Here is a 24,997-nt window from a genome sequence, read left to right as displayed (position 1 = left end):
ACCCGGCGGCAATAAAAAAGGCAGCTCTAGGAGCTGCCTTTTTCGTAGGCGTCAGCGTTAGATCTCGAAACGTTTCACCAGACCGTTCAGGTCCACCGCCAGGCGAGACAGTTCCGCACTGGCAGCATTGCATTGGGCCGCACCGGTTGCAGACTGGGAGGCCAGGTCACGGATGTTGACGAGGTTACGGTCCACTTCACGAGACACCTGCGCCTGCTCTTCCGACGCGCTGGCAATCACGATGTTGCGCTCGTTGATCTCGGCAATGAGCTGGGTGATTTCTTCAAGCGCCGCACCGGCAGACTGGGCAATCGCCAACGTGTTTTGCGCTTGGCTGGCGCTGCTCTGCATGGATGTTACGGCTTCCTGCGTACCGCCCTGGATGGCGCTGATCATCTGTTCGATTTCACGGGTGGACTCCTGGGTGCGGTGGGCCAGGGCACGCACCTCATCCGCGACCACGGCAAAGCCGCGCCCCGCTTCACCGGCCCGTGCTGCCTCGATGGCCGCGTTCAGGGCCAGCAGATTGGTCTGCTCGGCAATGGCTCGAATTACATCCAGCACCTTGCCAATATCGTGGGCCTGTTCGGCCAGTCCGCTGACCAGTGTGGACGTCTTGTCCACCTCGCCGGCCATGTGCTCAATGGCTGTAACTGTATTGTCGACCTTGGTGCGGCCTTCATGAGCGGCCTGCGCCGAGCGCTTGGACGATTCGGAGGTGGACACGGCGTTACGGGCCACTTCCTCGACAGCGGTGCTCATCTGGGTCACGGCAGTTGCAGCCTGCTCTATCTCGTGGTTCTGCTGGGTCAGGTTCATGGATGAACTTTCCGTAACCAGATTCAGCTCCTCTGCCGCAGAGGCCAGTTGTGTGGAGGACGAGGAGATCTGTTCGATCGCATCGCGCAGGTTGCCTTGCATGACGGCGAGGGATTCGAGCAGCTGCCCTACTTCATCCTTGCCGTCTACCAGAACCGGCATGCTCAGGTTGCCGGATGCTACGGCGCGCGCACTGCTCACAGCCTGACCCAGCGGACGTACGATGCTGCGACTCATGACCCAGGCCAGCAATACGGTGATTGCAAACGCCAGGGCGATAGCAAGGCTGACGCCCAGCTTGCCGGCGTTATAGGCTGCCTCCGCCTTGTCAGCGGCCTTGCCGGATTCGTCCGCACTGAGCGCCGCCAGATTTTTGAGTTGGAGCGCCATCTGGTTGGCGTATTCGTTCAGGCTCTTATTAAGCACAACTGAAGCTGATTGAATATCGCCTGCCAGTGCTAGGCGTGTTACTTCAGCTTGATCGGTAAAGTACTTTTCCTGCCATTGCTTGAAGTGAGCGTAAGCTTCTTTTTCAGCGTCTAGTACCAGAAGCGCTTCATAGCGGGCCTGAGTATTACGAAGACTCGCCTTGATATCGCTTGCCTTCTGGCTATCCTCCAGACGATGCTGCGCCGTATCTGCAGTAAACAGGCGCAAGGTAAAGACACGGATACGCATCATGTCCATGTTGATCTCGCCCAGCGCATTGATAGCTGGCAACCAATGCGTATCAACCTGCCGTGATTGCTCACGCATGTTGCTCATCTGGCTCATTGAAAACAGGCCGAGCCCTAGAACGATGAGTGCCATAAGGCCAAAGCCTACGGCCAGGCGGGGAGCGATTTTCAGAGTGCGTAACGCCATGAGTCCATCCTCAGGAGCAATAGGCAAAAAGCCTTTGCTTGTCCTATCGGTCCAGGCGCTATTAGCTTGATAGGCTTTTTACATATCGCAATACAAGGGTTTTCATACACTGAGGCGAAAGCGGTCTAGCACAAGGGTTTCGCCGTTGATCTCATTATGCAGCCATCCGACGAACTGCTCGACCAACCTGCCCCGCCGCTTCCGCTCGGGAATCAGTGCATGATAGCCATAGGCAGACGTGGCGCATTCGGCAATCGGACGACATAGCAGCCCTTGCTCGACCAGATTGTCCACCAGATGCCGCCAGCCAATCGCAACGCCCTGGCCGGCGATAGCGGCTTGAATGACCAGAGTGTAGTTATCAAAGCTCAACACCGCCGGAATAGGCGGTGCCTGAATATCCAGCGCCTGGAAGAGTCCTTTCCAGTCGAACCACTTGCTCGACAGCTCCGGCTTCAAATGCAGCATGGGCAGGCTGGCCAGCGTCTGTTTGGGGAGCGGCAGTGTCATGCTCTGAACAAGGCGCGGACTACAGACCGGGAAGACCTCTTCTCGAAACAAGGCCAGCGACTCACCATGCTTGAAGCGACCATCGCCAAAGGTCAGAGCTACATCGATATCTTCACGCATCAGATTCATCATCCTGTCGCTTGTAATCAGGCTGACATCCAGCTCGGGGTGGGCAGCATGAAAGCGCGGCAGACGAGGCATCAGCCAATAGGACGCAAAGGCAAAATCAGTCGCCACCTGCAAAACCTCATGGGCAGGGTACTCCCTTAGCGTAGCCAATCCCGTTTCGATGTTTTCCATTCCCATCTGTACGTGGTGATGGAGCAACTTACCCGCTTCAGTCAGGACAAGGCCACGGTAGATTCGATCAAAAAGCCGTACGCCTAGGTCTTGCTCCAGACGCTTGATCTGCTGGCTGACCGCTGGCTGGGTTGTTCCTAATTCCAAGGCTGCGGCTGTAAAGCTGAGCAGGCGTGCAGCAACACTGAAAATTCTTAATGTATCCAAGGAGGGCGAGGCGTTAATCATGGCAATCCCTTTGACAGTGATCCATAGGAGCGAATCGGCTATGGCTCTCTCTGATAGGGAGGATCATCAACAACCATAAAGAAAAACTATGCGAACTGTTTCACAATTCTTCGCTCCAAGCTCGCGATATTAAATTGCCATCTTGCAGCAACTATCGAGGCTAATCCCATGAGCTGGTTTATGCAGTTAAAGCTCGCGTACAAGTTGACCCTGACATTTATCCTGTGTGCTTTCATTACTTTGGGCGTAGGAGCTTTAGGTCTGCAAGGTATCAATCGCCTGGCAGGCATGATGGATGAATTAACCACCAATAATCTGGTTTCGGTGAGCCGGGCCAACGAAGCGTTGGGAAGCGTCATCTCTCAAAACCGCTACCTTTATCGTCTATTGGCTGTCACGGTAGGCGGCGCGACGGAAGCTGAAAAAGCTGAAACTCTGCAAAACCTCAAGGCAGAACAAGCGGCAGGTGAAAATGCCTTTACCACCTACCGGAACACACGCCTGGCACCGGATGAAAAGCAGGCGGGTGATCATTTCGCACGTATCTGGCCTGCTTATTTGGTCAGCGTTGACCAATATTTGAACAACCTGGCTCAGGGTGATATCAGCCATGCCCGGGAACTACTGATCTCGACGATCCAGCCTCAATTCGAGCAACTGATTGGCGACCTCAAAACTATTCTTGCGTCTAATAACCGCCAGGTTGAAGAAAGCACCAAAGTATCTAAAGCATTGCAATCCAGCGCAATGCTGACCCTGTTTGGTGGTGTTGCATTGGCCTTTGTATTGGCAATTGGGCTGGGCCTCTTTATTACCCGCCTGATTACTCGTCCTATCGCTGAGGCAGTGGCCAGTGCCAAGCGTATCGCCGCGGGTGATCTAACTCAGCGTATTGAAACAACTCGTCAAGATGAGCCTGGCCAGATGTTGCTGGCCTTGGTGGATATGCAGGATAGCCTCAAGAGTACGCTCCAACAGATTGCCAGCGCATCGGATCAACTGGCTTCCGCTGCTGAAGAGCTGAGCGCTGTAACCGAGGAAAGCTCAAGAGGGCTGGTTCGCCAGAATGACGAAGTCCAGCTGGCAGCAACGGCCGTCAATCAAATGACCTCAGCCGTTGAAGAGGTAGCCCGTAACGCCGTGTCTACATCCGAAGCGTCGCAAAGCTCTACTGAAGAAGCACGTTTGGGTCGCCAGCAGGTACAGGAAGCGGCTACAGCCATTACCAGCATGGTCAATGAGCTTGATGTCTCGACAGGAACAGTTGAAAACCTGGCCGAGCAGGTACGCGATATCAGCAAGGTTGTGGACGTCATCCGTACGGTAGCGGAACAAACCAATCTACTCGCGCTTAATGCCGCCATTGAAGCCGCCCGTGCCGGTGAGCAAGGCCGTGGTTTTGCAGTGGTTGCAGATGAGGTCCGCTCGCTTGCTCACCGGACCCAGGCTTCGACAGGTGAGATTGAAACCATGATTGCTAGTGTGCAGGCGCGCGCCGAGGAAGCTGTTCGCGCTATGGAAAATAGCCAGACACTGGCTCGCAACACTCAGCAAATGGCGCAGTCGGCCGATCAGGCGCTGGAGCGGATCACCGACAAGATCGTTAGCATCAACGAGCGTAATCTGGTGATTGCCAGTGCAACGGAAGAACAAGCACTGGTTGCTCGTGAGGTAGACCGTAATCTGCTGAATATCCGCGACCTATCTACCCAGACTGCCACAGGCGCTCACCAGACCAGTGCCTCCAGCCAAGAGTTGTCACGTCTTGCTGGTTCCTTTAATGAGTTGGTTGCTCAGTTCAAATTGTAAGTACAGGATCCGGCTCCACGGATGGAGCCCGGTTATGGCATAAGCTGTACTTATCCAAGTCATGCCTCCCTATGCGGTTTACCGATCAGGAGCCCTCGTCTGATGATGATTACAAGTGTGAGTACGTAATCATCAACACAGGTCGGAGGGTATGTGAAAAAGCCAAACATCCTTTTCATCATGGCGGATCAGATGGCTGCGCCGCTGCTGCCGCTCCACCGTGCCGACTCACCCATCAAGGTTCCCAATCTTGAGCGTCTGGCACAGCAGGCCGTGGTGTTCGATTCGGCATACTGCAACAGCCCGTTGTGTGCGCCCTCTCGCTTTGTCCTGATGAGTGGGCAATTGCCTTCCAGAATCGGGGCCTACGATAACGCCGCTGACTTTCCTGCGGACGTTCCGACCTATGCCCATTACCTGCGCCGCCTGGGCTATCGCACTGCCCTCTCCGGCAAGATGCATTTCTGCGGACCGGACCAGCTCCACGGCTTCGAGGAACGTCTGACCAGCGACATCTACCCTGCCGATTATGGCTGGGCGGTGAACTGGGACGAGCCGGATGTGCGTGCAAGCTGGTATCACAACATGTCATCCGTGCTGCAGGCCGGGCCTTCCATCCGCACCAATCAGCTGGACTTCGATGAGGAAGTGGTCTTCAAGGCCAGGCAATACCTCTACGACCATGTCCGCCGGGGGGATGACCAGCCCTTCTGCCTGACTGTCTCCATGACCCACCCGCATGACCCCTACACGATTACCAAGGAATTCTGGGATCTGTATGAGGAAACGGACATCGAATTGCCACAGGTGACGTTGTCCCAGGATGAGCAGGACCCTCACAGCCAGCGCCTGCTCAAGGTCATCGACCTGTGGGATAAGCCGTTGCCGGAGCAAAAGATTCGGGATGCGCGCCGCGCCTACTACGGGGCATGCAGTTATGTGGATGCCAATATCGGCAAGCTGCTCAAGACTCTGGAAGAGTGCGGACTTGCAGAGGATACGATCATTGTCTTCTCGGGCGATCATGGCGACATGCTGGGTGAACGCGGCCTCTGGTACAAGATGCACTGGTTCGAGATGTCTGCCCGTGTACCCCTGCTTATCCACGCCCCCAAACAGTTTGCGGCGCGGCACGTCAGTGCGTCGGTTTCCACCATGGACCTCTTGCCGACCCTCGTGGAGCTGGCCGGAGGCTGTGTGCAGGACGGCCTGCCCCTGGATGGTCAATCACTGCTGCCGCACCTGGAAAACCGTGAGGGCCACGATGAAGTGATCGGCGAATACATGGCCGAAGGTACTCATAGCCCGCTGATGATGATTCGGCGTGGCCGCTACAAGTTCATCTACTCCGAGCAGGACCCGCTGCTTCTGTTTGATCTCGCCAATGATCCCCAGGAGCTGGAGAACCTTGCAACCAGCAGTGAATACCAGAGCGTGTTGGATACCTTTGTACAGGAGGCCCGTACCCGATGGTCCATACCCCATATCCATGCCGATGTGCTGGCCAGCCAGCGGCGTCGCCGCTTTGTCGCCGAGGCGCTGAATAAAGGCGTACGTACAGCATGGGATCACCAGCCGTTCGTGGATGCGAGCCAGCAATACATGCGCAACCACATCGACCTGGATGATCTGGAGCGGCGTGCCCGTTATCCACAGCCGCTGTAATCAACCCTTGCTCGAAGGATGCTGACGGGCCACTGTAGACCCGATAACACACGCTGAAGGACGCACGCATGAAACCAATACCCACGCTCTTGATGGTTGGTGCCGCCCTGTTTGGTACGCAGGTTCACGCTGAAGATGCCGCTTGCGGCACTGTTCGTATGGCTGATCCGGGTTGGAGCGATATATCCACTACCAACGCCGTTGCCGGCTTTCTGCTCGAATCGCTGGGCTACCAGAGCACGGTCGACACGCTTTCCGTCCCCATCGTGTTTGGCGGCTTGAAGGATGGCAAGATCGACGCCTTCCTGGGCAACTGGATGCCTGCGCAGCAAGGGTACTACGACCAATTCGTTAAAAGCGGCCAGGTGACCGACCTCAGGGAAAACCTGAACGGGACTGAATTCACCCTGGCCGTGCCCAAGTATGTCTGGGATGCCGGTGTGAAAGACTTTAGCGATCTGGCCAAGCATGCTGGCAAGTTCAACAAGAAAGTCTACGGCATCGGCTCGGGTGCCCCAGGTAACCAGTCGATCCAGAAGATGATCGACGGTAACGAGTTCGATCTGGGCGGCTGGCAACTGGTGGAATCGAGTGAGCAGGCCATGCTGGCGCAGGTAGGCCGCTCTGTGAAGCGCAACCAGTGGGTGGTCTTCCTGGGCTGGACGCCCCACCCCATGAACATCAATTACGAGATGAAGTACCTCACCGGCGGTGAGAAATACTTTGGCGAGGCGGGCACGGTTCATACGTTGACACGTAAAGGGTATGCCGAGCAGTGCCCGAACGTAGGCAAGCTACTCTCCAACCTTGCGTTCACGCTGGATATGGAAAACGCCATCATGAACGACGTGGTGGAGAAAAAGATCAGTTATGCCGACTCTGTACAGAACTGGCTCAAGGCTAATCCACAGGCCATTGAGCCCTGGCTGCAGGGTGTGAAAACCAAGGACGGCAACGACGGTCTGGACGCGGTCAAGGCAAAGTTGTAGAACATGATTGCGCAGGAAAAACGGGATGTATCACTAACCCGTTTTCCCTGCAGCTACAGGCTGAACCAGCCCCTATCGATAGCCATATTCACCAGGCTGTCACAACACGGCGATAGCCTTTATCGCACCGTGTGCAGCGGGCAAAAAATGTCCCTTATCGGCTACACCCCCCTTATTTCCTGTATTCCACAAACTTATGAAACGTCACACGTCAGACATCGTATGACTTAAAAGGCTGTGCGAAATCGCCAGATAAATAGTCATACCTATTGCTAACGAAGTGGGGCTGTTATGAGTAACTTCACTGGGTCATGTAGCGAGCTTTAGAGAGCGCTACACATGATTTCGCGGCCTACATTGGAGGGAATATCGGCGGTTAAGGAGCATGTTGAGCGAAGCGATTTTGCTGCTTTTCTCTGTATTCAGTGGCATGAGTGTTTTGATGATGGGTATCGCGCAGCTCAACCCATCCTGCTCGTCACGCCAGCGCTTCTTTCAACGCCTCCAGTGTCTCAAACACAAACCGCGGCCCTTCCGCTTCCAGCTCTGCACGGCCTCCATAACCGTAGCTCACACCGGCTGCATCTACACCATTGCGTCGAGCACCTATGAGGTCGTGTTTGCGGTCCCCAATCATCAGGCAGGTCTCGGGCTGCAGCTTTTCCGTCTCCAGCACATGTTTGATCAGCTCGCCCTTATCCGTACGCGTGCCATCCAGCTCGCTGCCATAAATGGCCTTGAAATACCCCGTTAGCTCAAAGTGGCGCGCGATTTCATTAGCAAACACCCAAGGCTTGGACGTCACCACATACAGGCTGTACCCCTTCTCTTTGAGCGCTGCCAACGTCTCGCGGATGCCTGGGTACGGCGTGTTTTCATACAGGCCCTTCTCTTTAAAGCGCACCCGATAGTGCTCCACGGCTTGCCAGGCCTGGGCATCGTCGAATCCATAAGACGCCATAAAAGCGCTGTGCAGCGGCGGGCCGATAAAATGAGTGAGCGTGTCTGGATCGGGCTCATTGATACCCATCTGAGCCAGTGCATATTGGATGGACAGTGTTATGCCGAGCTTGGGATCGGTCAGTGTGCCGTCCAGATCGAACAGGAGATTGGCATAAGGCATAAAGTCTTCTCATCAAGTCTGTGGATAACAGAGCCTACCCTAACCGCGCGGGCTGGTTTAGGCTCAGGCCTTACCTAATAAGAAGAAGGATTCACGCATGAACGCAGCCGGTAAAGTCGCGCTTGTCACCGGGGCCTCTCAAGGAATCGGCAAGGCCGTTGCCCAGGCGCTATTGAATGATGGGTATCGCGTCGTAGTCGCTGCTCGCCGCGAAGCGCCGTTGCAGGCGTTTATGGAAGAAGCCAAGGCTGCAGGTCAGGAGGCCCTAGCCGTTGTGTGCGATGTGACGGACGAGCAAAGCGTAGACAGCCTGTTCGAGCGCATTAACGCAACTTATGGCCGGCTCGACGTCTTATTCAACAATGCCGGTATCGGTGCCCAGGCCGTACCTATTGATGAGCTGGACGTTAGTGCCTGGCGTGCTACGGTCGACACCAACCTGACCGGCGTCTTTCTGTGCAGCCGCGCCGCCTTCCGCCTCATGCGCCACCAGATACCCCGCGGCGGTCGGATCATCAATAATGGCTCCATCTCCGCCCACGCCCCACGGCCCTTCAGCGTAGCCTACACCGCGACCAAACATGCCATTACCGGCCTGACCAAATCCCTCTCCCTCGACGGCCGCGCCTATGACATCGCGTGCAGCCAGATCGACATCGGCAACGCCGCCACCGAAATGACCGAGCGCATGAGCACAGGCATCTTGCAAGCCAACGGCGAAAAAGCCATCGAGCCACGCATGGATGTGCAGCACGTGGCAGACGCGGTGCGTTATATGGCCGGTTTGCCTCTGGAGGCGAATGTGCAATTTATGACGGTGATGGCGACAAAGATGCCGTATGTGGGGCGGGGGTAATACTTAACCAGTAATTTATGAACTCGTTACTTAGAGTTTACTAGCTGTCTTTTTGGGCGGGAGCATGCATTCAAGAAATGATGTATATAAAACTCCTTAACTAATAATCTAGGAATTCCGCATGAGGTTTTGGTTATTATTTATCGCGTTAATACTAATTGGTATGTGGTGTGGCCTCAGTGGGATTCTGCTTGGATATATAGATTTATCTTTGGCAAATTTAAAGCTGCCTAAAAACACAGCTGAATATGGTGATTCTTTAGGTATTTTAAATGGCCTGTTTTCAGCAGTAGCAATATTTCTTGCGCTTATAGCCGTTCTTTTACAAGGTAAAGAGTTAAAAGCTTCCACTAGAGCACAGAATGAACAAGCAGAAGCACTTTTAAAACAAATTATATATCAAAAAGAGTTAAATGATAGAAACTTAGAAATTTCTAGCACCATGCTACAGCAACTTAGGCAGCAGCAAATCAAGAATCAGATTCATATCTTACAGGCAAAGCAGCAGTATCATTCTTCAGAAATAGATAGGATGGACAAGGTGCTGGAGAAAATTTCTGGAAATAGAGAAAAAGCGGATCTTTTTGAAAGCTGTGTTGCAAAGAAAAAAGAACACATACATGAGCTTAATAATATTAAAAAGGAAATGAGTAATTTGTAGTTAAAGATAAATATTGATGCAATAAAAAGTAGTTTTGGATCTTAAAATTAACTAATTATATATTGAAGTTGAGAAATTTGCCCATGCCGTCGACTAAGTATAGTAATGTTTATTGTCCTGCGATATCAGTATCTTCATTCCATGCTGCTTACTCCGTCATTTATAATTAATCGATTTATGGCCTTTCGCTTCAAACTACGGCTTAGCTATTTACGGTCTACCTCAACCTGTTGGGCTTGGTCCTCTTAGTTTTTACCGAGTATTGGGGGGATGACGTATATACTAGTTCGGCTCAGATTCAAAAAAATTTACCTGATCCAGCCTCTCAAACTAGACACAGTGCAGCCGCGTCCACACCACATTTCTGCTGCTCCCTTCCAAATAGGGTGTGCTTCTCTTTAGCCTGATGACTTTATTCACTGTTTCACCGCGTCATCACACATGCGTCAAATACCACCGCCAATCCTGCTCCCCTACCTCCCCCATGAACTGACGGTACTCGGCCCATTTAATGGCGAGATAGACCTTCAAGAACTCCTCACCCAAAGCCTCCCGTGCCCAGGTTGAAGTTTCCAGACTGCGCAGCGCTGTGAGCCAATCGGTGGACAGGGTTTCGCGGGCTTGTTGATAGCCGTTGCCGGTGATGGGCTCGCCGGGATCGATTTCTTCACGAATCCCTTTATGAATACCGGAGAGGATCGCGGCGGCAGTGAGGTACGGGTTGGCGTCGGCGCCGCAGATGCGGTGCTCGATATGGCGGCTGTGTGCCGGGCCGCCAGGAACACGGAAAGAGACGGTGCGGTTGTTAACACCCCAGCTCTTGGCCAACGGGGCGTAGCTGTTGGCCTGGAAACGACGGAACGAGTTGGCGTTGGGGCAAAAGATCGCCAAGGCGTCATTCAGCGTCGCCATCATGCCGCCAATACTGTGGCGCAGTAACGGCGTACCGTGTGGGTCTTCGCTGGCCATAAGGTTGTTACCGTTGGCATCGGCCAGGCTCACGTGCAAATGCAGGCCGCTACCCGCCAGATCACCAAAGGGTTTGGCCATAAAGCAGGCCTGCAAGCCGTGCCGGTTGGCTACGCCACGGACCAGCCGCTTGTAACGTACGCCCTCATCTACCGCCTGCAGCGCATCGAAGCGGTGCTCCAGGGTCAGTTCAATCTGGGATGGAGCGTATTCGGAGATGGCTGTGCGTACCGGAAGCCCTTGCACCTGGCAGGCGGCGTACAGGTCATCCAGGAACGGCTGTAGCTGCTCCAGCTCATACACTCCGTATACCTGCGGAGCCTGTGGGCGGATGCCATTCATTTGCACGGCAGGCTGTGGGCGACCCTGGGCGTCGCGCTGCTTGTCCAACAGATAGAACTCAAGCTCCACCGCCATGACCGGGTGATAACCGTCCGCCTTGAGTCGATCCACGGCGCGCACCAGCACATGCCGAGGGTCTGCCGGAGCGGCAGGCAGGCCCTTCTCCGGGTGCATGCTGACCTGCACCTGCCCGGTGGGCACGGTGCGCCAGGGTTGCAGCGTCAGGCTGCCGGGCAGTGGGTATGTCCAACAGTCGGCATCCGCCACGTCCCAGACGAGCCCGGTCTCGTCAACGTCCTCCCCCTGGATGGTCAGCGCCAGGATAGAGCTGGGCAGCGGACGACCATTTTCATAGATGGCCAGCAGCTCATCGCGATGCAGGAGCTTGCCGCGTGGGACACCGTTGGCGTCGATCAATATCAGCTCGATGCTACGCACGTCAGGGTGCTGGGCAAGAAAATCGCGGGCTTCCTGGGGATCGGCAAAGGTCATGATCAGGGCTCTTGTTGTTGGGGTTATTCGCGGGCGTTGGGCAGGGCCAGCAGATCGATCAAGGCATTATCCAGCGTGGCGATGAGACGATCCACGTCTGCCTCGGTGGTGTCGGGGCAGCACAACGTCATGTTGTGAAACGGCGTGATCAGGATGCCGCGATTGATCAGATACAGGTGCAGCGCCATCTGTAATTCATCATGAAAGGCTGCCTCGGCTTCGGCACCCGTCTTGGGCGGGACTGGGCAGAACTGAAACTCGCACCGTGCGCCCAGCTCGGTCACAGACCACTTCAAGCCATGTCCGGCGATCAATCGGCGGAAGCCATCAGCGAGGCGCTTGGCTAGCGGCAGCATGTGGGCATAGGCAGCGGGTGTCATCACCTGTTCCAGGTTGGCGCGCATGCAGTGCATGGCCAGGGCGTTGGCGGAAAGTGTGGTGCCCATGCCGCTGTGGCCGTGTCCGTGGCTATGCGCCTGCGCCTGTTCGCGCGCCGTGTGCATGCGTTCGGCCATTTCCGCACTGCAACCAAACACGCCGCAGGGTACGCCGCCAGCGATGGGTTTGCCCATCACAAAAAAGTCTGGCTCAAGGTTCCACAGGCGGGTGCAGCCGCCAATGTCAGTAGAAATGGTATGGGTCTCGTCGATGATCAACAGCGCGCCATACTGGCGGGTCAGCTCCCTGCACTGTTGTAGAAAGCCCGGCTCAGGCAGGACCATGCCAATATTGGTCATGGCGGGCTCGCATAACAGCGCGCAGACGTCCCCTTCGGCCAGGGCCGCCTCCAAGGCTGCCACATCGTTGAAGGAAATGGCGCGGCTGTACTCGGTCAGGTCATACGCTTGGCCAATCAGGCCGGAACGAGGCACCGTCTGACCGTTGCGATGGCGCACCATCACATCGTCCACCGTGCCGTGGTAGCAGCCATCGAACACCAGAAGCGTCTTGCGCCCGGTTACGGCGCGGGCCCAGCGCAGTACGTAGCGATTGGCATCGGTTGCCGTGGCGGTGACCTGCCAATACGGCAAGCCGAAGCGTTCGGCCAGCAACTCGCCGCATACGACTGCATCCTCGCCCGGCAACATGGTGGTAAGGCCGTTGGATGCCTGTTCGGCCAAGGCCCTGGCAATGGGGTCCGGTGAGTGACCAAACATGGTGCCGGTATCGCCCAGGCAGAAGTCGATGTATTCATGGCCATCCACATCGTAGAAGCGTGCACCCTTGGCACGTTCGACGAACAGCGGCACCGGTGTTGACCAGTCGGCCATCCAGTGCATGGGAACGCCCCCGTAAAGCGATTTTCGGGCGCGCTCGGCCAGTGCCACGGAGTTCGGGTTGTTGGCGAGAAAACGCTCGCGCTCTTGAGCGGTAAAGGCTTCTATAGCAGATGGGTGGATGCCACTGGCGGTCATGCAGATCACCTCGCTTGGACGTCTCCTCATGCTATGAGTAACTGCGTAAAACGCAAGGTGTTGGCGAGAGGCCGTTTTCTATTAGAAGGGCCTTACAACGTGTTCATGTCCCGGACATTGTAAGATGACGTTTTTGCTGCCGTGCGGCCTGACTCCTGTATGAGGTTACAGCCTTGATTCTTTACGATCTGGAACGATCCGGTAATTGCTACAAGATCCGTCTGCTGCTGTCTGTGCTGGAGTTGAACTATCAACGGGTCAAGGTCGATCTCAATGCCGGCGAGAACCGGCAGCCGGAGTTTCTGGCCATCAACCCCCGGGGGCAGATTCCGGTTCTGGTGGATGACAGCGTGACGTTCTGGGATTCCACATCGATCCTGGTGTATCTGGCTCGCCAGTATGGGCGTGGCTTGTGGCTGCCTACCGATCCCGTGACCATGGCCAAGGTGATGCAATGGCTGGCCTTCGAACAGAACGAGGGTCGCTATGGACTGGGCCGTGCCCGATCGATCAGCCTTAACAACACGTCGGTCTTTGCGCGTACCGGCAACCTGACGGATTGTCAGGCCTTGGGTCTGGCTGGGCTAGAGGTTCTGGAGAAACAGCTGACCGGCGAAGAGTGGCTGGTGCCGGAAGCCGGCGGCCCGACGATTGCGGATATCGCCTGCTACCCGTACACCGCCATGGCGCCGGAAGGTGGCATTGATCTGACGCCGTTTGTAGCGGTTCAAAAATGGCTGCGTCGTGTACAGGCGTTGAAAGGTTATGTAGAGCTGCCAAAGGCTGCCCCTGCCTGAGCTTGACCTTAGGAAAGGTCCTGCTCAGTCGGGGCCTTAAGGGCCGATGCTTTTATGAGCGCTGTGTCCTGGGTGATTTGGGTGGCAGCTGCCTCATGGAAGTGAGCCCGGCCTTTACCGGCGCGCTTGGCGCTGTACAGCGCTTGGTCAGCCAAGGTTATAGCCTCTTCAATGTCCATCGCATCCTGTGGCCACAGGGCTACGCCTATGCTGCACCCTACCTTGATTTTTTCGTTGGCCAAGAAGAAAGGGTTATCAAGGGAACGGATGATACGCAGGGCAATGGCATCGATAACCTCTTTCGTATCGGTGATAGCGAACGGTACAAGCATCAGAAATTCGTCACCGCCTAGCCGTACAACTAGATCATTCTCTCGAAAACATGTGAGTAATCGTTGTGCAACGCCTTGCAGAAGCAGGTCTCCCGTACCATGGCCGAAACGGTCATTGACGGGCTTGAACCCATCAAGGTCCAGGCATAGCAAAGCAAGGCTACCGCCCTGCTGTTGGATATGTTGTTGAACCTGCGGTAGATAGCGTTCAAGCGCAGCTCTATTGGCTAAACCAGTCAATGTGTCCTGGTAGGCAATGCTTTCCATCGCATCCAGTTTGTCTCCCTGATGGCTCAGGCTCTGAACGAGTTGGCGGATGGCCTGGCTCAAGCTGTGTACTTCGACAGTTCCCTTCAATTCAGGAATCTCAACGTTTTCACCGGCTGATAAACGCCTGGCGGCCGTTACGATTTGATTGAGCGGTTTGGTAATGAACCCCGCCAGCAGCCAGCCGATGACGGCAAATATCACAGCCAGCACAATGCCCCCTGTGAGTATTTCTGTCTGTAGTTCATGGGCAGAGGCATATGCAGCGTCCAGTGGTTGGCGTGCTACAACAGTCCAGCCCAGGCCGGGATAGTCACCGTGCCCATCACTCATTGCGAAGCCGGTAAGGTAAACCTGTCCATTCGGCCAACGTTGAAGCGACCAAGACTGTTGTTCAATAGCGTCCCATTTGAAGTTCAGCTGTTGGCCAATCATCTCCTTCGGGCCTAAGAGGATGGTGTGGTCTTTGCTGACCACCATGAACTCAAGCCCTGGCAAGCGTTGCTGAATGGGCTTGAGCAAAGACTGCCTCACCTCATCAGCCCAGCCCCAGGAGAGATGCGACGCCAATACCCCAATCAATTTTCCATTGTCGTCCTTGATGGGCAGGCTTATATCCACAAATTTCATTGCCTCACCAGTAGGGTTAGGCAAAAGTTTGGCCAGCAGTACAGCTTCGTGCACATCTCCTATAAAAGGCTCTTGCAGCGCGTTCAAGTAAACCGGACGCTTGGCGATGCTGGCGCCTTCCAGAATACCGTCATTGGATGCCATGACGTTTCCTTGGGCATCTGTGAGCCCAATCCAGGCAATGCTGGGGAACTGCTCCTGCAGGTGATTAAGTAGCCGCTTCGCCTCTTTGTTGTGACTAGGATCGCGCAGTGCCTGGAGCTGGCTTAATACGGTCAGCTCTCGGGCGCGGCCATCCATGTCCCGGTCGAGATGATCGACCATGTTGAGTGCCGATTCGGCCAGTTCGCGTCCGATCTGATCCCTCAAGCGGTTGACCGAGGCGGTTCCGATGAGCGCGCCAAAGATCCAGCTTAGAGAAATAATGAGAAGCGCCACAATTAACGCGAATCGAGTACGTAAACTGGAGAAAATGAGCATTTGTTCAGGACTGCATGTGCAAGAGCAACAAGAAGCGCTGCGGCTTGTTAAGGGGAGGAAGTGTGAGACTTATCGGCCATTGGTGGCAAAGCTGTAGGCCATCAAAAAGTGCTGGAGGCCTACAATTATCTGGTATGAAGCGAAACGGCCAATAGACGTTAACCGTTTCGTGGGCGGTTCGCTTAGGCAGACTAACTGTTACAACGCGCGGAACATCACGTAGCAGTCCACAAGCCCTTGGGTGCGGTGACGGTAGGCCTTGGGCAGCGTACCGACGACCTCAAAGCCATGCTTTTTCCACAGCGCGACCGCCACCTGATTGGTGGAGACCACCGAGTTGAACTGCATCGCCAGAAAGCCCAGCTCGCGGCCTGTTTCCAGCGAATGGGCGCACAAGGCACTGGCGACTCCCTGCCCGCGTGCAGCTTCGGCAGTCATGTAGCCGCAGTTGCACACATGGCTGCCTGGCCCGGCGGCATTGGGCTTGATGTAATAAGTACCCAGAATCTGCCCGTCCCGCTCCGCGACAAAGGTGGCCTTGGGTAGCTCGACCCAGAGCTTCCAGGCGGCGTCACGGTCCATGGCCGGATCAAGCGCATAGGTTTCCTGGCTTTGGACGACTGCCTGGATGATCGGCCAGACCTGATCAAAGTCAGCGGCGGTAATGGGACGAATATTCATAAGAGTACTCCTGCGTTCGTTCTGGCTTTGATAATGCCAGCTCACGCCTGAAAACGTTACGTTTGTCGCTTTGCGAAACGTTCTGTTTCATCTCCACACTTTGCACACAATCCCTCGACAGGCTAGCAAGGTTGCCTTTGCACAATGCCTGGCAGTTGTCATCGCGCGTCTGCTGTAGACCACGGTGATCCTCACCCAATCGCAGTCTGGAGCAATCCATGAACAACGAAGCCTTGCTGGCTGACGAAGCCAAATACTGTTCTTTTGGCGACACCGTCCACTACGTTAATCCGCCCAAGATTTTTACTGGCTGTGAAGGCAGCTACATGTATGACGCCGAGGGTACGCCCTACCTCGACCTGCAGATGTGGTACTCGGCCGTCAACTTCGGCTACAAAAACCCGCGTCTCGACGCCGTGATGCGCAAGCAGCTGGATGTCCTGCCCCAGGTTGCCAGCCAGTATCTGCACCCGACCAAGATCGAGCTGGCCAAGACCATCGCTCAGGACGCCGAGCGCAAGTTTGGTCTGCCGGGCCGCGTGCATTTCAACGTTGGTGGCTCTCAGTCCGTTGAAGACTCCCTGAAGATCGTCCGTAACGCTACTGGCGGCAAGAGCCTGATGTTTGCCTTCGAAGGCGGCTACCATGGCCGTACGCTGGGCGCATCGAGCATCACCTCCAGCTACCGCTACCGTCGCCGTTATGGCCACTTTGGCGAGCGCGCCAACTTCGTGCCGTTCCCCTATCCCTTCCGCCGCCCGAAAGGCATGACGGCCGAAGAGTACGGCGAGCACCTGGTGAAGGACTTTGCCCGTAAGTTCGAGAACGAATACCACGCGGTATGGGACCCCAAGGCGAAGGAGTCGGAATATGCGGCCTTCTACGTCGAGGCTATCCAGGGCACCGGTGGCTATATCGTTCCACCGAAAAACTACTATACCGGCCTGAAAAAGGTCTTGGACGACCACGGCATTCTGATGGTGGTCGACGAGATCCAGATGGGCTTCTACCGTACCGGCAAGCTGTGGTCGATCGAGCATTTTGGCGTGAAGCCGGACATCATCGTCTTCGGCAAGGCCCTCACCAACGGCATGAACCCGCTAGGTGGTGTGTGGGCCCGCGAAGAGCTGATCAATCCCGATGTATTCCCGCCGGGCTCCACGCACTCCACTTTCGCGTCCAACCCGTTGGGTACGGCGCTGGGCCTCGAAACCCTGCGCATGACCTCGGAAGTGGACTACGAAAAGCACGTGATGGATCGCGGTGCGTACTTCCTGGAAGGCCTGAAGGACCTGCAGAAGCGTCACAAGGAAATCGGTGATGTCGACGGTCTGGGTCTGGCCCTGCGCGCCGAGATCTGCACTGAAGACGGCTTTACCCCGAACCGCGAGCTGCTGGACAAGATGGTGGACATCGGTCTGGCTGGCGATCTCGAATACCAGGGCAAGAAGACCGGTCTGGTGCTGGACGTGGGCGGCTACTACAAGAACGTCATCACGTTTGCACCGTCGCTGGAAATCTCGTTCGCCGAGATCGATCAGGCGATGGTACTGCTTGACCAGTTGATCACTCGCGCCAAGCAGGCCTGACGCGGTGGGGCTCGAACAAAGGCCCGGTACCGCCGGGCCGCTGTACGGCAATCAGCTCGAGCCTGGGGCGCTGATCGATCAGTTCAGCGCCCATCCGCCCGATGGGTTTCAGGTGCTGCGCCTGCCCCAGGCCACACCGGGCTTCGAGGCGGAGTTCGATCTGCTGACTACAGTAGACGGATCGCTCAAGCGCAGGATCGAATCACTCCCCCTTTATCGCCATTGGTCCAAATGGCTGCGTGTCCGTACGGCCTTCATCGGCACGACGGTTTCCGAATATGCCCTCTTCCCGGCAGCCTGGTCGGCCCGCTCGCTGGTCAAGCGTCTGCGTAAGGCGCTGGGGTGGTGCTATCCGATGATGATCATCAAGGATATTCCCCAACACTCCCCCCTGCTGGACGACTCGGCCAATCGGTATGCGGAGCGGCTGCTTGAGGCCTGCAAGGCAGAGGGCTTCGTCCTGGTGGAAGGTCAGGCGCTGGCCTATGTGCCTATCGACTTTACGTCGGTAGAGGAATACCTGGGTCGTCTTTCATCCAGCCGCCGCAAGGATATTCGGCGTAAATGGCGCAAGCGTGAAGACTTGACGATTCGCGAGGTTCCGACAGGCGATGCGCAGTTCCAGCTTGACGCCTTGATCGACGAATACTACCGGCTGTACCTGAACGTATATGACCAGAGCGAGATTCACTTCGACCGTCTGTCTCGAGAGTTTTTCGAGCAGATGCTGAGAGACGCAGGCAGCGGTGGAATGGTGTTCGAGTATCGCCATGAGGATCGTCTGATCGGCTATAACGTGTGCTTCGTGCATGACGGCAAGCTGATCGACAAGTACATCGGCCTGCAATATCCCGAAGCCCGGTCGTTCAACCTGTACTTCATCAGTTGGCTCATCAATCTGGACTATGCCCTCAGCCACGGTCTGACCCATTACGTAGCCGGCTGGACAGACCCGGAAATCAAATCCTACCTGGGTGCTTCCTTTACCTTCACCTGTCACGCCGTCTATGTGCGCAACGCCCTGTTGCGTGGCCTGGCGCGACGCTTTTCCCGGTACTTTGAAAGTGACCGCCAATGGAGTGACCGCCGTGAACCAGCCAATCGTTCTGGATCTTGATGGCTCTATCGGTGCAGTAGACAACGCCCTGCGCCTGGACCTGCGTGACTGGCAGGCACGGGTGCGGTTTGGCTGCCGCGTCTCGACTCTCGATACCTTCGGCCGTGATGTGGTGGCCCGCCTACCCGTTAACCACGGCCCTGTACTGATGGGTAGTGGTGATTTTCATCATTTGAGCTGGCCGCTCATTGCCCGGCAGACGTCCCGTACACGGGGCGTTCGGGTCGTAGTGTTCGATAATCACCCGGACAACATGCGTTATCTGTTTGGTATCCATTGCGGTTCCTGGGTGCGTCGTGTTGCCCTGTTGCCGCAGGTCAGCCACGTTCATGTGGTGGGTATCACCTCGCCAGACATCGGCCGTGGACATGCCTGGGAGAATTACCTGACGCCACTGCGCAGCGGTAAGCTGAGCTACTGGAGCCTGGGCGTAGACACGGGGTGGGCGCGTTGGCTGGGTGTGCAGTCGTCCTTTCGCAACTTTGCCGATGCCGACACCCTGGCTGATACCCTGAGTGAACTCCTGATTCGTGAGCAGCAACCCACGTACCTATCCATCGACAAGGATGTTTTCAGTCCTTCGGTCGTCCGCACCAACTGGGATCAGGGTGTCATGCTTGAGCATCATGTCATGCAGGCGATCGAGGCCTTGAAAGGGCAGCTCTTGGGCAGTGATATTACCGGCGACGTGTCGGTTTATCGGCATCCCAGTGCCTGGAAGCGTTGGCTAAGCGCCGGAGATGGCCAGACGCTGGACATCCCCGACCTTACCCTGCAGTCCTGGCAGGCGGAGCAGCATGTGCTCAATCAGCGTCTGGTCAGTCGGCTGAACGCGGCGCAAGGTTACAAGCGCGTCATGCGCTCCGCCTGACAGGCCTTTTCGAGCGCTGCATACACCACCTCGAAATCAGCCTCGCTCAACCAGGGGCTGTTGCTGATGGCCAGGATTCGACCCGCCAGCCGGCGGGCTTCCTGGCATTCGACGGGCGGCTTGTAGGTAAGCGTCGTGTTCAGATAGTGGTAATCCGGCAGGGCATGCACGAAGGGAATGCTCAGACCATAGCCATTTCCCCAGAGTGCTTCCAGTACCGAGTCACGGGCCTCGCGGCTGGGCATGAGCACTAATAAAACGGGCCAACTCCCCTCGCCCTCATGACCTTCAAGGGGAACCAGCCCAGAAAGGGTGCGCAGGCGCTTGAGCCTGTGCTCGGCCTGTATGCGCTGTTGTGCGAGGAAGTCAGGCAGGCGCTTCAGTGCGCGAACGCCCACGGCCTGCCGCCAGGACCCAACTTGATGCAATGTAATGGGCAGGGAAAAATATTCATCGGCCGCAGCGACCCAGTCGCCTTTCTTCAGCGCCCGCCGCAGCGGAAGGCCATAGGCGAGCCGCAGACCTGCAGGTCGATAAAGGGCGGCATAGCCCAGTAGCTCAACACTGCGCTTGAGTTCAAGCCAAGGCTTTGGCTGCGCCAGCGTCTGACTGGCATGACGCAAGGCCTGACGAATCGTCTCGTCACGGGCGATGAGCGCACCGCCTTCAAAAATCGTAAGCCCCTTGCCCACCGCCAGGCTGAAAAAGGCAATGTCGCTGCGTGTGCCGATGCTGCGGCCATCGATACGGCTGCCCAAGCCCTGGGCGGCATCCTCGATCACCCAGGCACCTACCGCCCGGGCGCATTCGAGCGCTGGGTCGATATCGCTGATCCGGCCGCATAGGTGCGTTGGAACGACGGCCAGGGTCCGCTCGTTGCACAGAGCCTTGAGCATGGATGGATCAAGGTCGAGGCTGTCCGGCTCGAGGTCACAGAGTTGCAGCTCAAGTCCGCACTGGGCCACCGCCAGCGCCACCAGCGGGCAGGTATAGGCTGGAACGATAACGGTTGTACGCGCAGGTGACAGCCTTTTCAGCGCTGTAAGCGCAATGACCAACGCCGCGGTGCCAGAGCTTTCCAACTGAACATGCTCTACGCCCAGAAAACGCGCCAGGGTGGTACTCAGGTTACTCTCGCCGCCGGGCAGCAGGTCGCGCAACCACAAGGGCAGACCCGCTGTGGGCGGTGCGTCGAAGTAGGCTTTACGAGGAAGCGGCTTCACGGTGTTCACTCAGGGCCAGGCAAGCGATGCCCAGGATGATCAAACCGGCAGCCAGCAGTTGCGGCCAACCCAAATGCTCGTTGAACAGCCACACGGACAGCAGCATCACGGAGACGATTTCCAGGTGCGAGGCCGCAAAGGCCGGGCCGACCGGCACATGCTTGAGCAGGGTCATCCAGCAGAAAAAGGCGCCGATGTAGCCTACGAACGCACCGTAGATCCATAGATGGCCGAATACCCGCCACAGCCACTCGGTGGTCATCGACAGGGGTTCGGCCTGCATGGCGGCGTATTTGAAGCTCAGCTGCGCCAGCGTATCGAACGCCATGAGCAGCAGAAAACCAATCAGGTAGAAACGCTTCATGCCTGTATCCCCACTACGGCAACGCCAATGGAAATGAGGCTGATGCCCAGCACCCGCAATGGCGTGAGCTTTTCAGCGAAGAAAAAGCGCCCCGCCAGCATGATGGCCACAATATTGATCGAGCCCAGCAGTACCCCCTGGGACAGCGGCACCAACGACAGAAACGCCAGCCACACGACAAACTCCATCACGTAGCAGCCGATCCCCAGCCACAGCCACGGGCGACGGCTCATCTCTATCCAGTGCGCAAGTCCGTCCTTGTCCGCCGACTCGGTCGCTGCAGCCTTGAACGCCAGCTGGCCGACGCTGTCGATCACCACATTGGCGATCCACAGCACGATGACGAGTCCCGGAAAGGTTTCGGCCGTCATGCCGTGACCCTGTCTGCTACAGGCGATACTGCCTGCTCGCCCAGCGCGCTCTTGATGAACGCAACCGTTTCGGAGGCCACCTTGCGCCGCTCACGGTCCACTGTGATCATGTGGTAGCTGTCTTCCAGCCAGACCGTTGTCACCGGGCCCTTGACCGAGCGCTCTACCAATCGCGCGTTGTAGTCGAGGCTGGCAATGTCGTCCTGAGTCGCGTGCATCACGAGACAGGGGGAGGTGATGTCGCCGAGCTGTTTGCGTACTTGGGTAGCCAGGGCATACATCTCCGCCACAGCCCACCAGGGATTGCCCGGCAAGCCTGCTGCGGCGCTGTCGCCGGAATTCATCTGGTCGACGATATAGGTGCGCAGCATTTCATCCTTGATGCCATAGGGCGGCTGCTCGATGAACATGGTCTTGCGACCGATGCCCAGCGCCTTGCAGATCGGAAGGATGAAGCAGAAACGGGTGTAGAACGGCATACTCCAGCCGTCGTGGCGGAACATGGTCGCCAGCGCGGCTACGCCGGCAATCCGGTCCGGCTGATCGGCTGCCAGCTTGAGTGCCAGTAGCGCGCCCATGGACAGGCCCGCCACGAAGACATGATCGACCTGCTCGCGCAGCTTGTCCGCTGCGGCGCAGACACTCGCATACCAGTCCTGCCAGCGCGTTTCGACCAGGTCATCGGCTGTGCCGCAGTGGCCGGCTAGTTGAACACCATAGACCGTGAAGCCAGCCTTGTTCAGCCCACGGCCGAACAGGCGCATCTCATTAGGGGTTCCGGTCAGGCCGTGGATCAGAAGGACGCCGGTGCGGCCGCCTTCCAGAAGAAATTCATGTTCAGTCATCGAGAGGGTTGCTCTTGAGGAACGAGCTCGTCCAGCCAGGACAGGGCGTCGTTGAAAGTGGAAATCGGTGCGAAGGGATAGCCGCGCTGGCGGCAATGATCTATCAGCTTGTACTTGGCCAGCACAAAGTCAGCCCGGCCCGAGACACAGAAGTCCGAAGTGCTGTCGCCGATGAATAACACGCGTTGCTGGCGCTGGTGCTGAAGGGCAAGCCGCTCGCACTTGCAGGTGCCGCTGTCGCGAAGGCAGTGCGGGCTGGCGAATGGGGATGCAAGCTCCCAGCTTCGCTCGCCGGTCTGGGTCAGGTAATTGGCCTGCACAGGCAGCCCGCCCAGGCCGTGACGTCGGAGGATATAGCGAATCGCATAATCCAGCCCGTCGCTGATGACTTGAATCAACAGGCCCCGCTCGCCAGCGGCCTCGACAAAAGCACGAAAGCCCGGATCGATGGCGATGCCGTCGAGATGCGCGTGGAACTCCTCCTGCGACATGTCCAGCAGCGCGACTTGGCCCTGCATGCAGTCACGGGAGCCGATCCGACCGGCTTCCCAATCGTCTTCCAGCTCTTGCCAGCCGGGGCGACCAAAGCGTTCGAGCAGGGAGTCGATCACATCGACCTGGCTGATGGTGCCGTCGAAATCGCACTGGATCATCCAGGGTTGCGAAGGGTTCGGCAAAACCTCGCGAACGACAGGCGTATAGGGCCTGAGCGATTCGTCGAGCACGGAGTGTGAAACGTTATTCATGGAAAGTCACCCGTACATTCTGGCCGATACGAAGCGTCGGCGGCTGATCGAACGCGAGCAGGCAGTCGATCACTCGCACGTTGGGATGTCCCTGGCTGTCGTCGTCCAGGTGGCTGCTGCCAAAGAGATCGCCCAGGCGTGTAACGTGCGCCTTCAGGGGCGGCTGGCCGGGCTCGGCTTCCAGCACAACATCTGCCGTCATGCCCGGCTTCACACGATGCACAAAGCTTTCATTGAGTTCGGCGCGGATTTGCAGTGGGCGCTCCGGCAGAATCACCAGCAGCGGCCTGGCATCCTCTGGCGAAACGAGCGAACCCTGGGTGGCGTTGACGCGCACTACCGTCCCGGCCTGCGGTGCGTGCAGAACGCGCTCGGCCAGCCGATCCTTGGCCAGCGCGACATGCTGGCGGGCAATCTCGACCCCTGCCTTGGCAACGGCCTGTGCCGATTCCAGCTGCTGAACCTGTTGCCGGGCCTCGGTTGCCTGTTGCGGGTCCACTGCACCCTGACGGGCGGCCTTCTGCAATTGCTGCGCACGCTGGCGCGCTGGCGGCAGACGCTGCTCCGCCGCTTTCTGCCGGGCCTGCGCCTGCGCCAGCTCTGCTTCATAGGCCTTGAGTTCGGTACGGGCGCTTCGGTCGTCCAGCGCTGCCAGTTCGGCGCCGCGCTGGACCGTATCGCCTTCGGCTACGGTAAGACGTGCAAGTCGGCCGGCCTGCAGGGACTTAAGCTCCAGCAGCCCACCCTGCACCTCTACCTTGCCCCTCGCCATGGCTACATATTTTGCGGCTTCGGTCGCAGCCGGTTTCGCCGGTCGCGGAGGTTTCTTGTCCGAGCAGCCTACGACCGACGTGATCATCAAGGCGGCCAGCAGACTGTGGGTAATACGCATGTTCATCAGGCAAACTCCCTGCGGGCGTGGCTGCCCTGTTCGGAGGGTCGCCAGTCACGTTGAATCTGGCCGTCCTCCATCTCCAGTACCCGGTCGGCATGACGGATCAGGCGCGGATCGTGGCTGACGCACAGCACGGTCGAACCTTGCTCATGGGCGATGCGTTGCAGCATCCGGGCGACGTTTTGTCCGTTTTCGGCATCCAGGGCACTGGTAGGCTCATCGGCAAACAGCAGTTGAGGGCGCTTTGCCAGGGCGCGGGCAAGTGCCACACGCTGCCGCTCGCCGCCAGACAGCGAAGCCGGGCGCAGGTCGAGCCGGTGAGCCAGCCCCACTTCCTTGAGCACCTGCCGGGCGCGCTCCAGGGCGTCCTGGTTGGAAAAGCCCAGATAGCCCAGCGGCAATGCCACCTGCTCGGTAGCGGTCAGTGCCGGAAACAGATTGAAGCCCTGAAAGACAAAGCCGGTGTGCTTGAGACGAAAGCGCTCAAGGGCACGCTTGGCCAGACCACCCAACTCCTGGCCCAGAGCGCGGGTCTCACCTTCGTCCGGCGCCTGCAACCCACTGAGCAGCGACAGCAAGGTGCTCTTGCCACAGCCCGAAGGCCCTGAAATCAGGGTCAGCTCACCCGGATAGATGGAGACGGACAGCCGTTGCAATACGTGCAGGCGAACCATGCCCATGAGGAAGGATTTGCTGACCTCATCGGCTTCCAGGCTGGGAGCGGGACGCTTCACAGGAGTCATGTCA

Annotated in this window: 23 protein-coding genes and 1 pseudogene; 9 read left to right on the top strand and 15 right to left on the bottom strand. The window is 57.2% G+C overall.

The genetic code is table 11. The annotated features are described in order from the left end of the window. Window positions 1–57 precede the first annotated feature (57 nt). From EAW52_RS26715 to EAW52_RS01660, 3 genes and pseudogenes are all read right to left on the bottom strand, one after another. Window positions 58–819 (bottom strand): methyl-accepting chemotaxis protein, encoded by a 762-nt coding sequence (locus EAW52_RS26715; RefSeq protein ID WP_372238897.1) that lies wholly within the window; start codon window positions 817–819, stop codon window positions 58–60. Between the two features lie 93 nt (window positions 820–912). Further along, a pseudogene (locus EAW52_RS26710) lies at window positions 913–1,683 on the bottom strand (MCP four helix bundle domain-containing protein); the annotation flags it as partial. Window positions 1,684–1,785: 102 nt separating this feature from the next. Further along, on the bottom strand, window positions 1,786–2,721 hold the full coding sequence (locus EAW52_RS01660) for a LysR family transcriptional regulator (protein WP_122041181.1): 936 nt from the start codon (window positions 2,719–2,721) through the stop codon (window positions 1,786–1,788). A gap of 168 nt (window positions 2,722–2,889) precedes the next feature. On the opposite strand from EAW52_RS01660, the gene EAW52_RS01655 reads away from it, so the two are divergent. The 3 genes from EAW52_RS01655 (at window position 2,890) to EAW52_RS01645 (ending at window position 7,184) form a co-directional block, all read left to right on the top strand. Beyond that, window positions 2,890–4,530, top strand: a complete 1,641-nt coding sequence (locus EAW52_RS01655) for a methyl-accepting chemotaxis protein (RefSeq protein ID WP_162997565.1) — start codon at window positions 2,890–2,892, stop codon at window positions 4,528–4,530. 153 nt (window positions 4,531–4,683) lie between these two features. Beyond that, complete coding sequence (gene betC / locus EAW52_RS01650) at window positions 4,684–6,195, top strand: choline-sulfatase (protein WP_122041179.1); 1,512 nt, start codon at window positions 4,684–4,686, stop codon at window positions 6,193–6,195. A gap of 68 nt (window positions 6,196–6,263) precedes the next feature. Beyond that, a complete protein-coding gene (locus EAW52_RS01645; protein WP_122041178.1) occupies window positions 6,264–7,184 on the top strand; it encodes a choline ABC transporter substrate-binding protein in 921 nt (306 codons plus the stop codon). A 478-nt stretch (window positions 7,185–7,662) separates the two neighbouring features. Here the strand turns inward: EAW52_RS01645 and EAW52_RS01640 are convergent, their stop codons facing one another. Further along, window positions 7,663–8,307 (bottom strand): HAD family hydrolase, encoded by a 645-nt coding sequence (locus tag EAW52_RS01640; protein ID WP_122041177.1) that lies wholly within the window; start codon window positions 8,305–8,307, stop codon window positions 7,663–7,665. Window positions 8,308–8,404: 97 nt separating this feature from the next. On the opposite strand from EAW52_RS01640, the gene EAW52_RS01635 reads away from it, so the two are divergent. After that, window positions 8,405–9,163, top strand: a complete 759-nt coding sequence (locus EAW52_RS01635) for an SDR family oxidoreductase (RefSeq protein ID WP_122041176.1) — start codon at window positions 8,405–8,407, stop codon at window positions 9,161–9,163. A 121-nt stretch (window positions 9,164–9,284) separates the two neighbouring features. Further along, a complete protein-coding gene (locus EAW52_RS01630; protein ID WP_122041175.1) occupies window positions 9,285–9,824 on the top strand; it encodes a hypothetical protein in 540 nt (179 codons plus the stop codon). Window positions 9,825–10,259: 435 nt separating this feature from the next. Here the strand turns inward: EAW52_RS01630 and EAW52_RS01625 are convergent, their stop codons facing one another. Both EAW52_RS01625 and EAW52_RS01620 read right to left on the bottom strand, forming a co-directional pair. Next, window positions 10,260–11,627, bottom strand: coding sequence for a glutamine synthetase family protein (locus tag EAW52_RS01625; RefSeq protein ID WP_122041174.1), 1,368 nt, complete (start codon window positions 11,625–11,627; stop codon window positions 10,260–10,262). A 23-nt stretch (window positions 11,628–11,650) separates the two neighbouring features. Continuing rightward, window positions 11,651–13,042: an aspartate aminotransferase family protein gene (locus tag EAW52_RS01620; RefSeq protein WP_122041173.1), complete on the bottom strand. Its 1,392-nt coding sequence runs from the start codon at window positions 13,040–13,042 to the stop codon at window positions 11,651–11,653. Between the two features lie 173 nt (window positions 13,043–13,215). On the opposite strand from EAW52_RS01620, the gene EAW52_RS01615 reads away from it, so the two are divergent. Then, window positions 13,216–13,839 (top strand): glutathione S-transferase family protein, encoded by a 624-nt coding sequence (locus EAW52_RS01615; protein WP_122041172.1) that lies wholly within the window; start codon window positions 13,216–13,218, stop codon window positions 13,837–13,839. Window positions 13,840–13,847: 8 nt separating this feature from the next. Here the strand turns inward: EAW52_RS01615 and EAW52_RS01610 are convergent, their stop codons facing one another. Beyond that, window positions 13,848–15,548: a sensor domain-containing diguanylate cyclase gene (locus EAW52_RS01610; RefSeq protein WP_122041171.1), complete on the bottom strand. Its 1,701-nt coding sequence runs from the start codon at window positions 15,546–15,548 to the stop codon at window positions 13,848–13,850. A 198-nt stretch (window positions 15,549–15,746) separates the two neighbouring features. Then, window positions 15,747–16,229: a GNAT family N-acetyltransferase gene (locus EAW52_RS01605; RefSeq protein WP_122041170.1), complete on the bottom strand. Its 483-nt coding sequence runs from the start codon at window positions 16,227–16,229 to the stop codon at window positions 15,747–15,749. Window positions 16,230–16,447: 218 nt separating this feature from the next. On the opposite strand from EAW52_RS01605, the gene EAW52_RS01600 reads away from it, so the two are divergent. The 3 genes from EAW52_RS01600 to EAW52_RS01590 are packed head-to-tail and all read left to right on the top strand — an operon-like array spanning window position 16,448 to window position 19,806. After that, window positions 16,448–17,818: an aspartate aminotransferase family protein gene (locus EAW52_RS01600; RefSeq protein WP_010796407.1), complete on the top strand. Its 1,371-nt coding sequence runs from the start codon at window positions 16,448–16,450 to the stop codon at window positions 17,816–17,818. Window positions 17,819–17,822: 4 nt separating this feature from the next. Beyond that, a complete protein-coding gene (locus EAW52_RS01595) occupies window positions 17,823–18,935 on the top strand; it encodes a GNAT family N-acetyltransferase (RefSeq protein WP_256680712.1) in 1,113 nt (370 codons plus the stop codon). Beyond that, window positions 18,907–19,806, top strand: coding sequence for an arginase family protein (locus EAW52_RS01590; protein ID WP_256680711.1), 900 nt, complete (start codon window positions 18,907–18,909; stop codon window positions 19,804–19,806). The genes EAW52_RS01595 and EAW52_RS01590 overlap by 29 nt, the downstream gene beginning before the upstream one ends. Here the strand turns inward: EAW52_RS01590 and EAW52_RS01585 are convergent. Genes EAW52_RS01585 through EAW52_RS01555 form a run of 7 tightly spaced genes read right to left on the bottom strand, consistent with a single transcriptional unit; the run spans window position 19,779 to window position 24,993 of the window. After that, on the bottom strand, window positions 19,779–21,029 hold the full coding sequence (locus tag EAW52_RS01585; protein ID WP_122041168.1) for a DegT/DnrJ/EryC1/StrS family aminotransferase: 1,251 nt from the start codon (window positions 21,027–21,029) through the stop codon (window positions 19,779–19,781). The two genes, EAW52_RS01590 and EAW52_RS01585, sit on opposite strands and share 28 nt — an antisense overlap. Beyond that, on the bottom strand, window positions 21,010–21,393 hold the full coding sequence (locus EAW52_RS01580; RefSeq protein ID WP_122041167.1) for a multidrug efflux SMR transporter: 384 nt from the start codon (window positions 21,391–21,393) through the stop codon (window positions 21,010–21,012). The genes EAW52_RS01585 and EAW52_RS01580 overlap by 20 nt, the downstream gene beginning before the upstream one ends. Then, window positions 21,390–21,764: an EamA family transporter gene (locus tag EAW52_RS01575; protein ID WP_122041166.1), complete on the bottom strand. Its 375-nt coding sequence runs from the start codon at window positions 21,762–21,764 to the stop codon at window positions 21,390–21,392. The genes EAW52_RS01580 and EAW52_RS01575 overlap by 4 nt, the downstream gene beginning before the upstream one ends. Next, entirely contained in the window at window positions 21,761–22,609 is an 849-nt protein-coding gene (locus EAW52_RS01570) for a carboxylesterase (protein ID WP_122041165.1), read from the bottom strand. The genes EAW52_RS01575 and EAW52_RS01570 overlap by 4 nt, the downstream gene beginning before the upstream one ends. After that, the gene (locus EAW52_RS01565; protein WP_218567918.1) at window positions 22,606–23,355 is read right to left on the bottom strand and encodes an MtnX-like HAD-IB family phosphatase; all 750 of its coding nucleotides are present in this window, start codon (window positions 23,353–23,355) and stop codon (window positions 22,606–22,608) included. Before EAW52_RS01565 ends, EAW52_RS01570 begins: the two co-directional genes overlap by 4 nt. Then, window positions 23,348–24,253 (bottom strand): efflux RND transporter periplasmic adaptor subunit, encoded by a 906-nt coding sequence (locus tag EAW52_RS01560; protein WP_122041164.1) that lies wholly within the window; start codon window positions 24,251–24,253, stop codon window positions 23,348–23,350. Before EAW52_RS01560 ends, EAW52_RS01565 begins: the two co-directional genes overlap by 8 nt. Next, complete coding sequence (locus EAW52_RS01555; RefSeq protein WP_122041163.1) at window positions 24,253–24,993, bottom strand: ABC transporter ATP-binding protein; 741 nt, start codon at window positions 24,991–24,993, stop codon at window positions 24,253–24,255. Before EAW52_RS01555 ends, EAW52_RS01560 begins: the two co-directional genes overlap by 1 nt. Window positions 24,994–24,997 lie beyond the last annotated feature (4 nt).

The organism is Pseudomonas sp. LTJR-52 (assembly GCF_003691465.1).
Classification (GTDB): Bacteria; Pseudomonadota; Gammaproteobacteria; order Pseudomonadales; family Pseudomonadaceae; genus Chryseomonas; species Chryseomonas luteola.
Note: the sequence above shows the minus strand (reverse complement) of the source record. Positions and strands in the feature narration are given on the sequence as shown.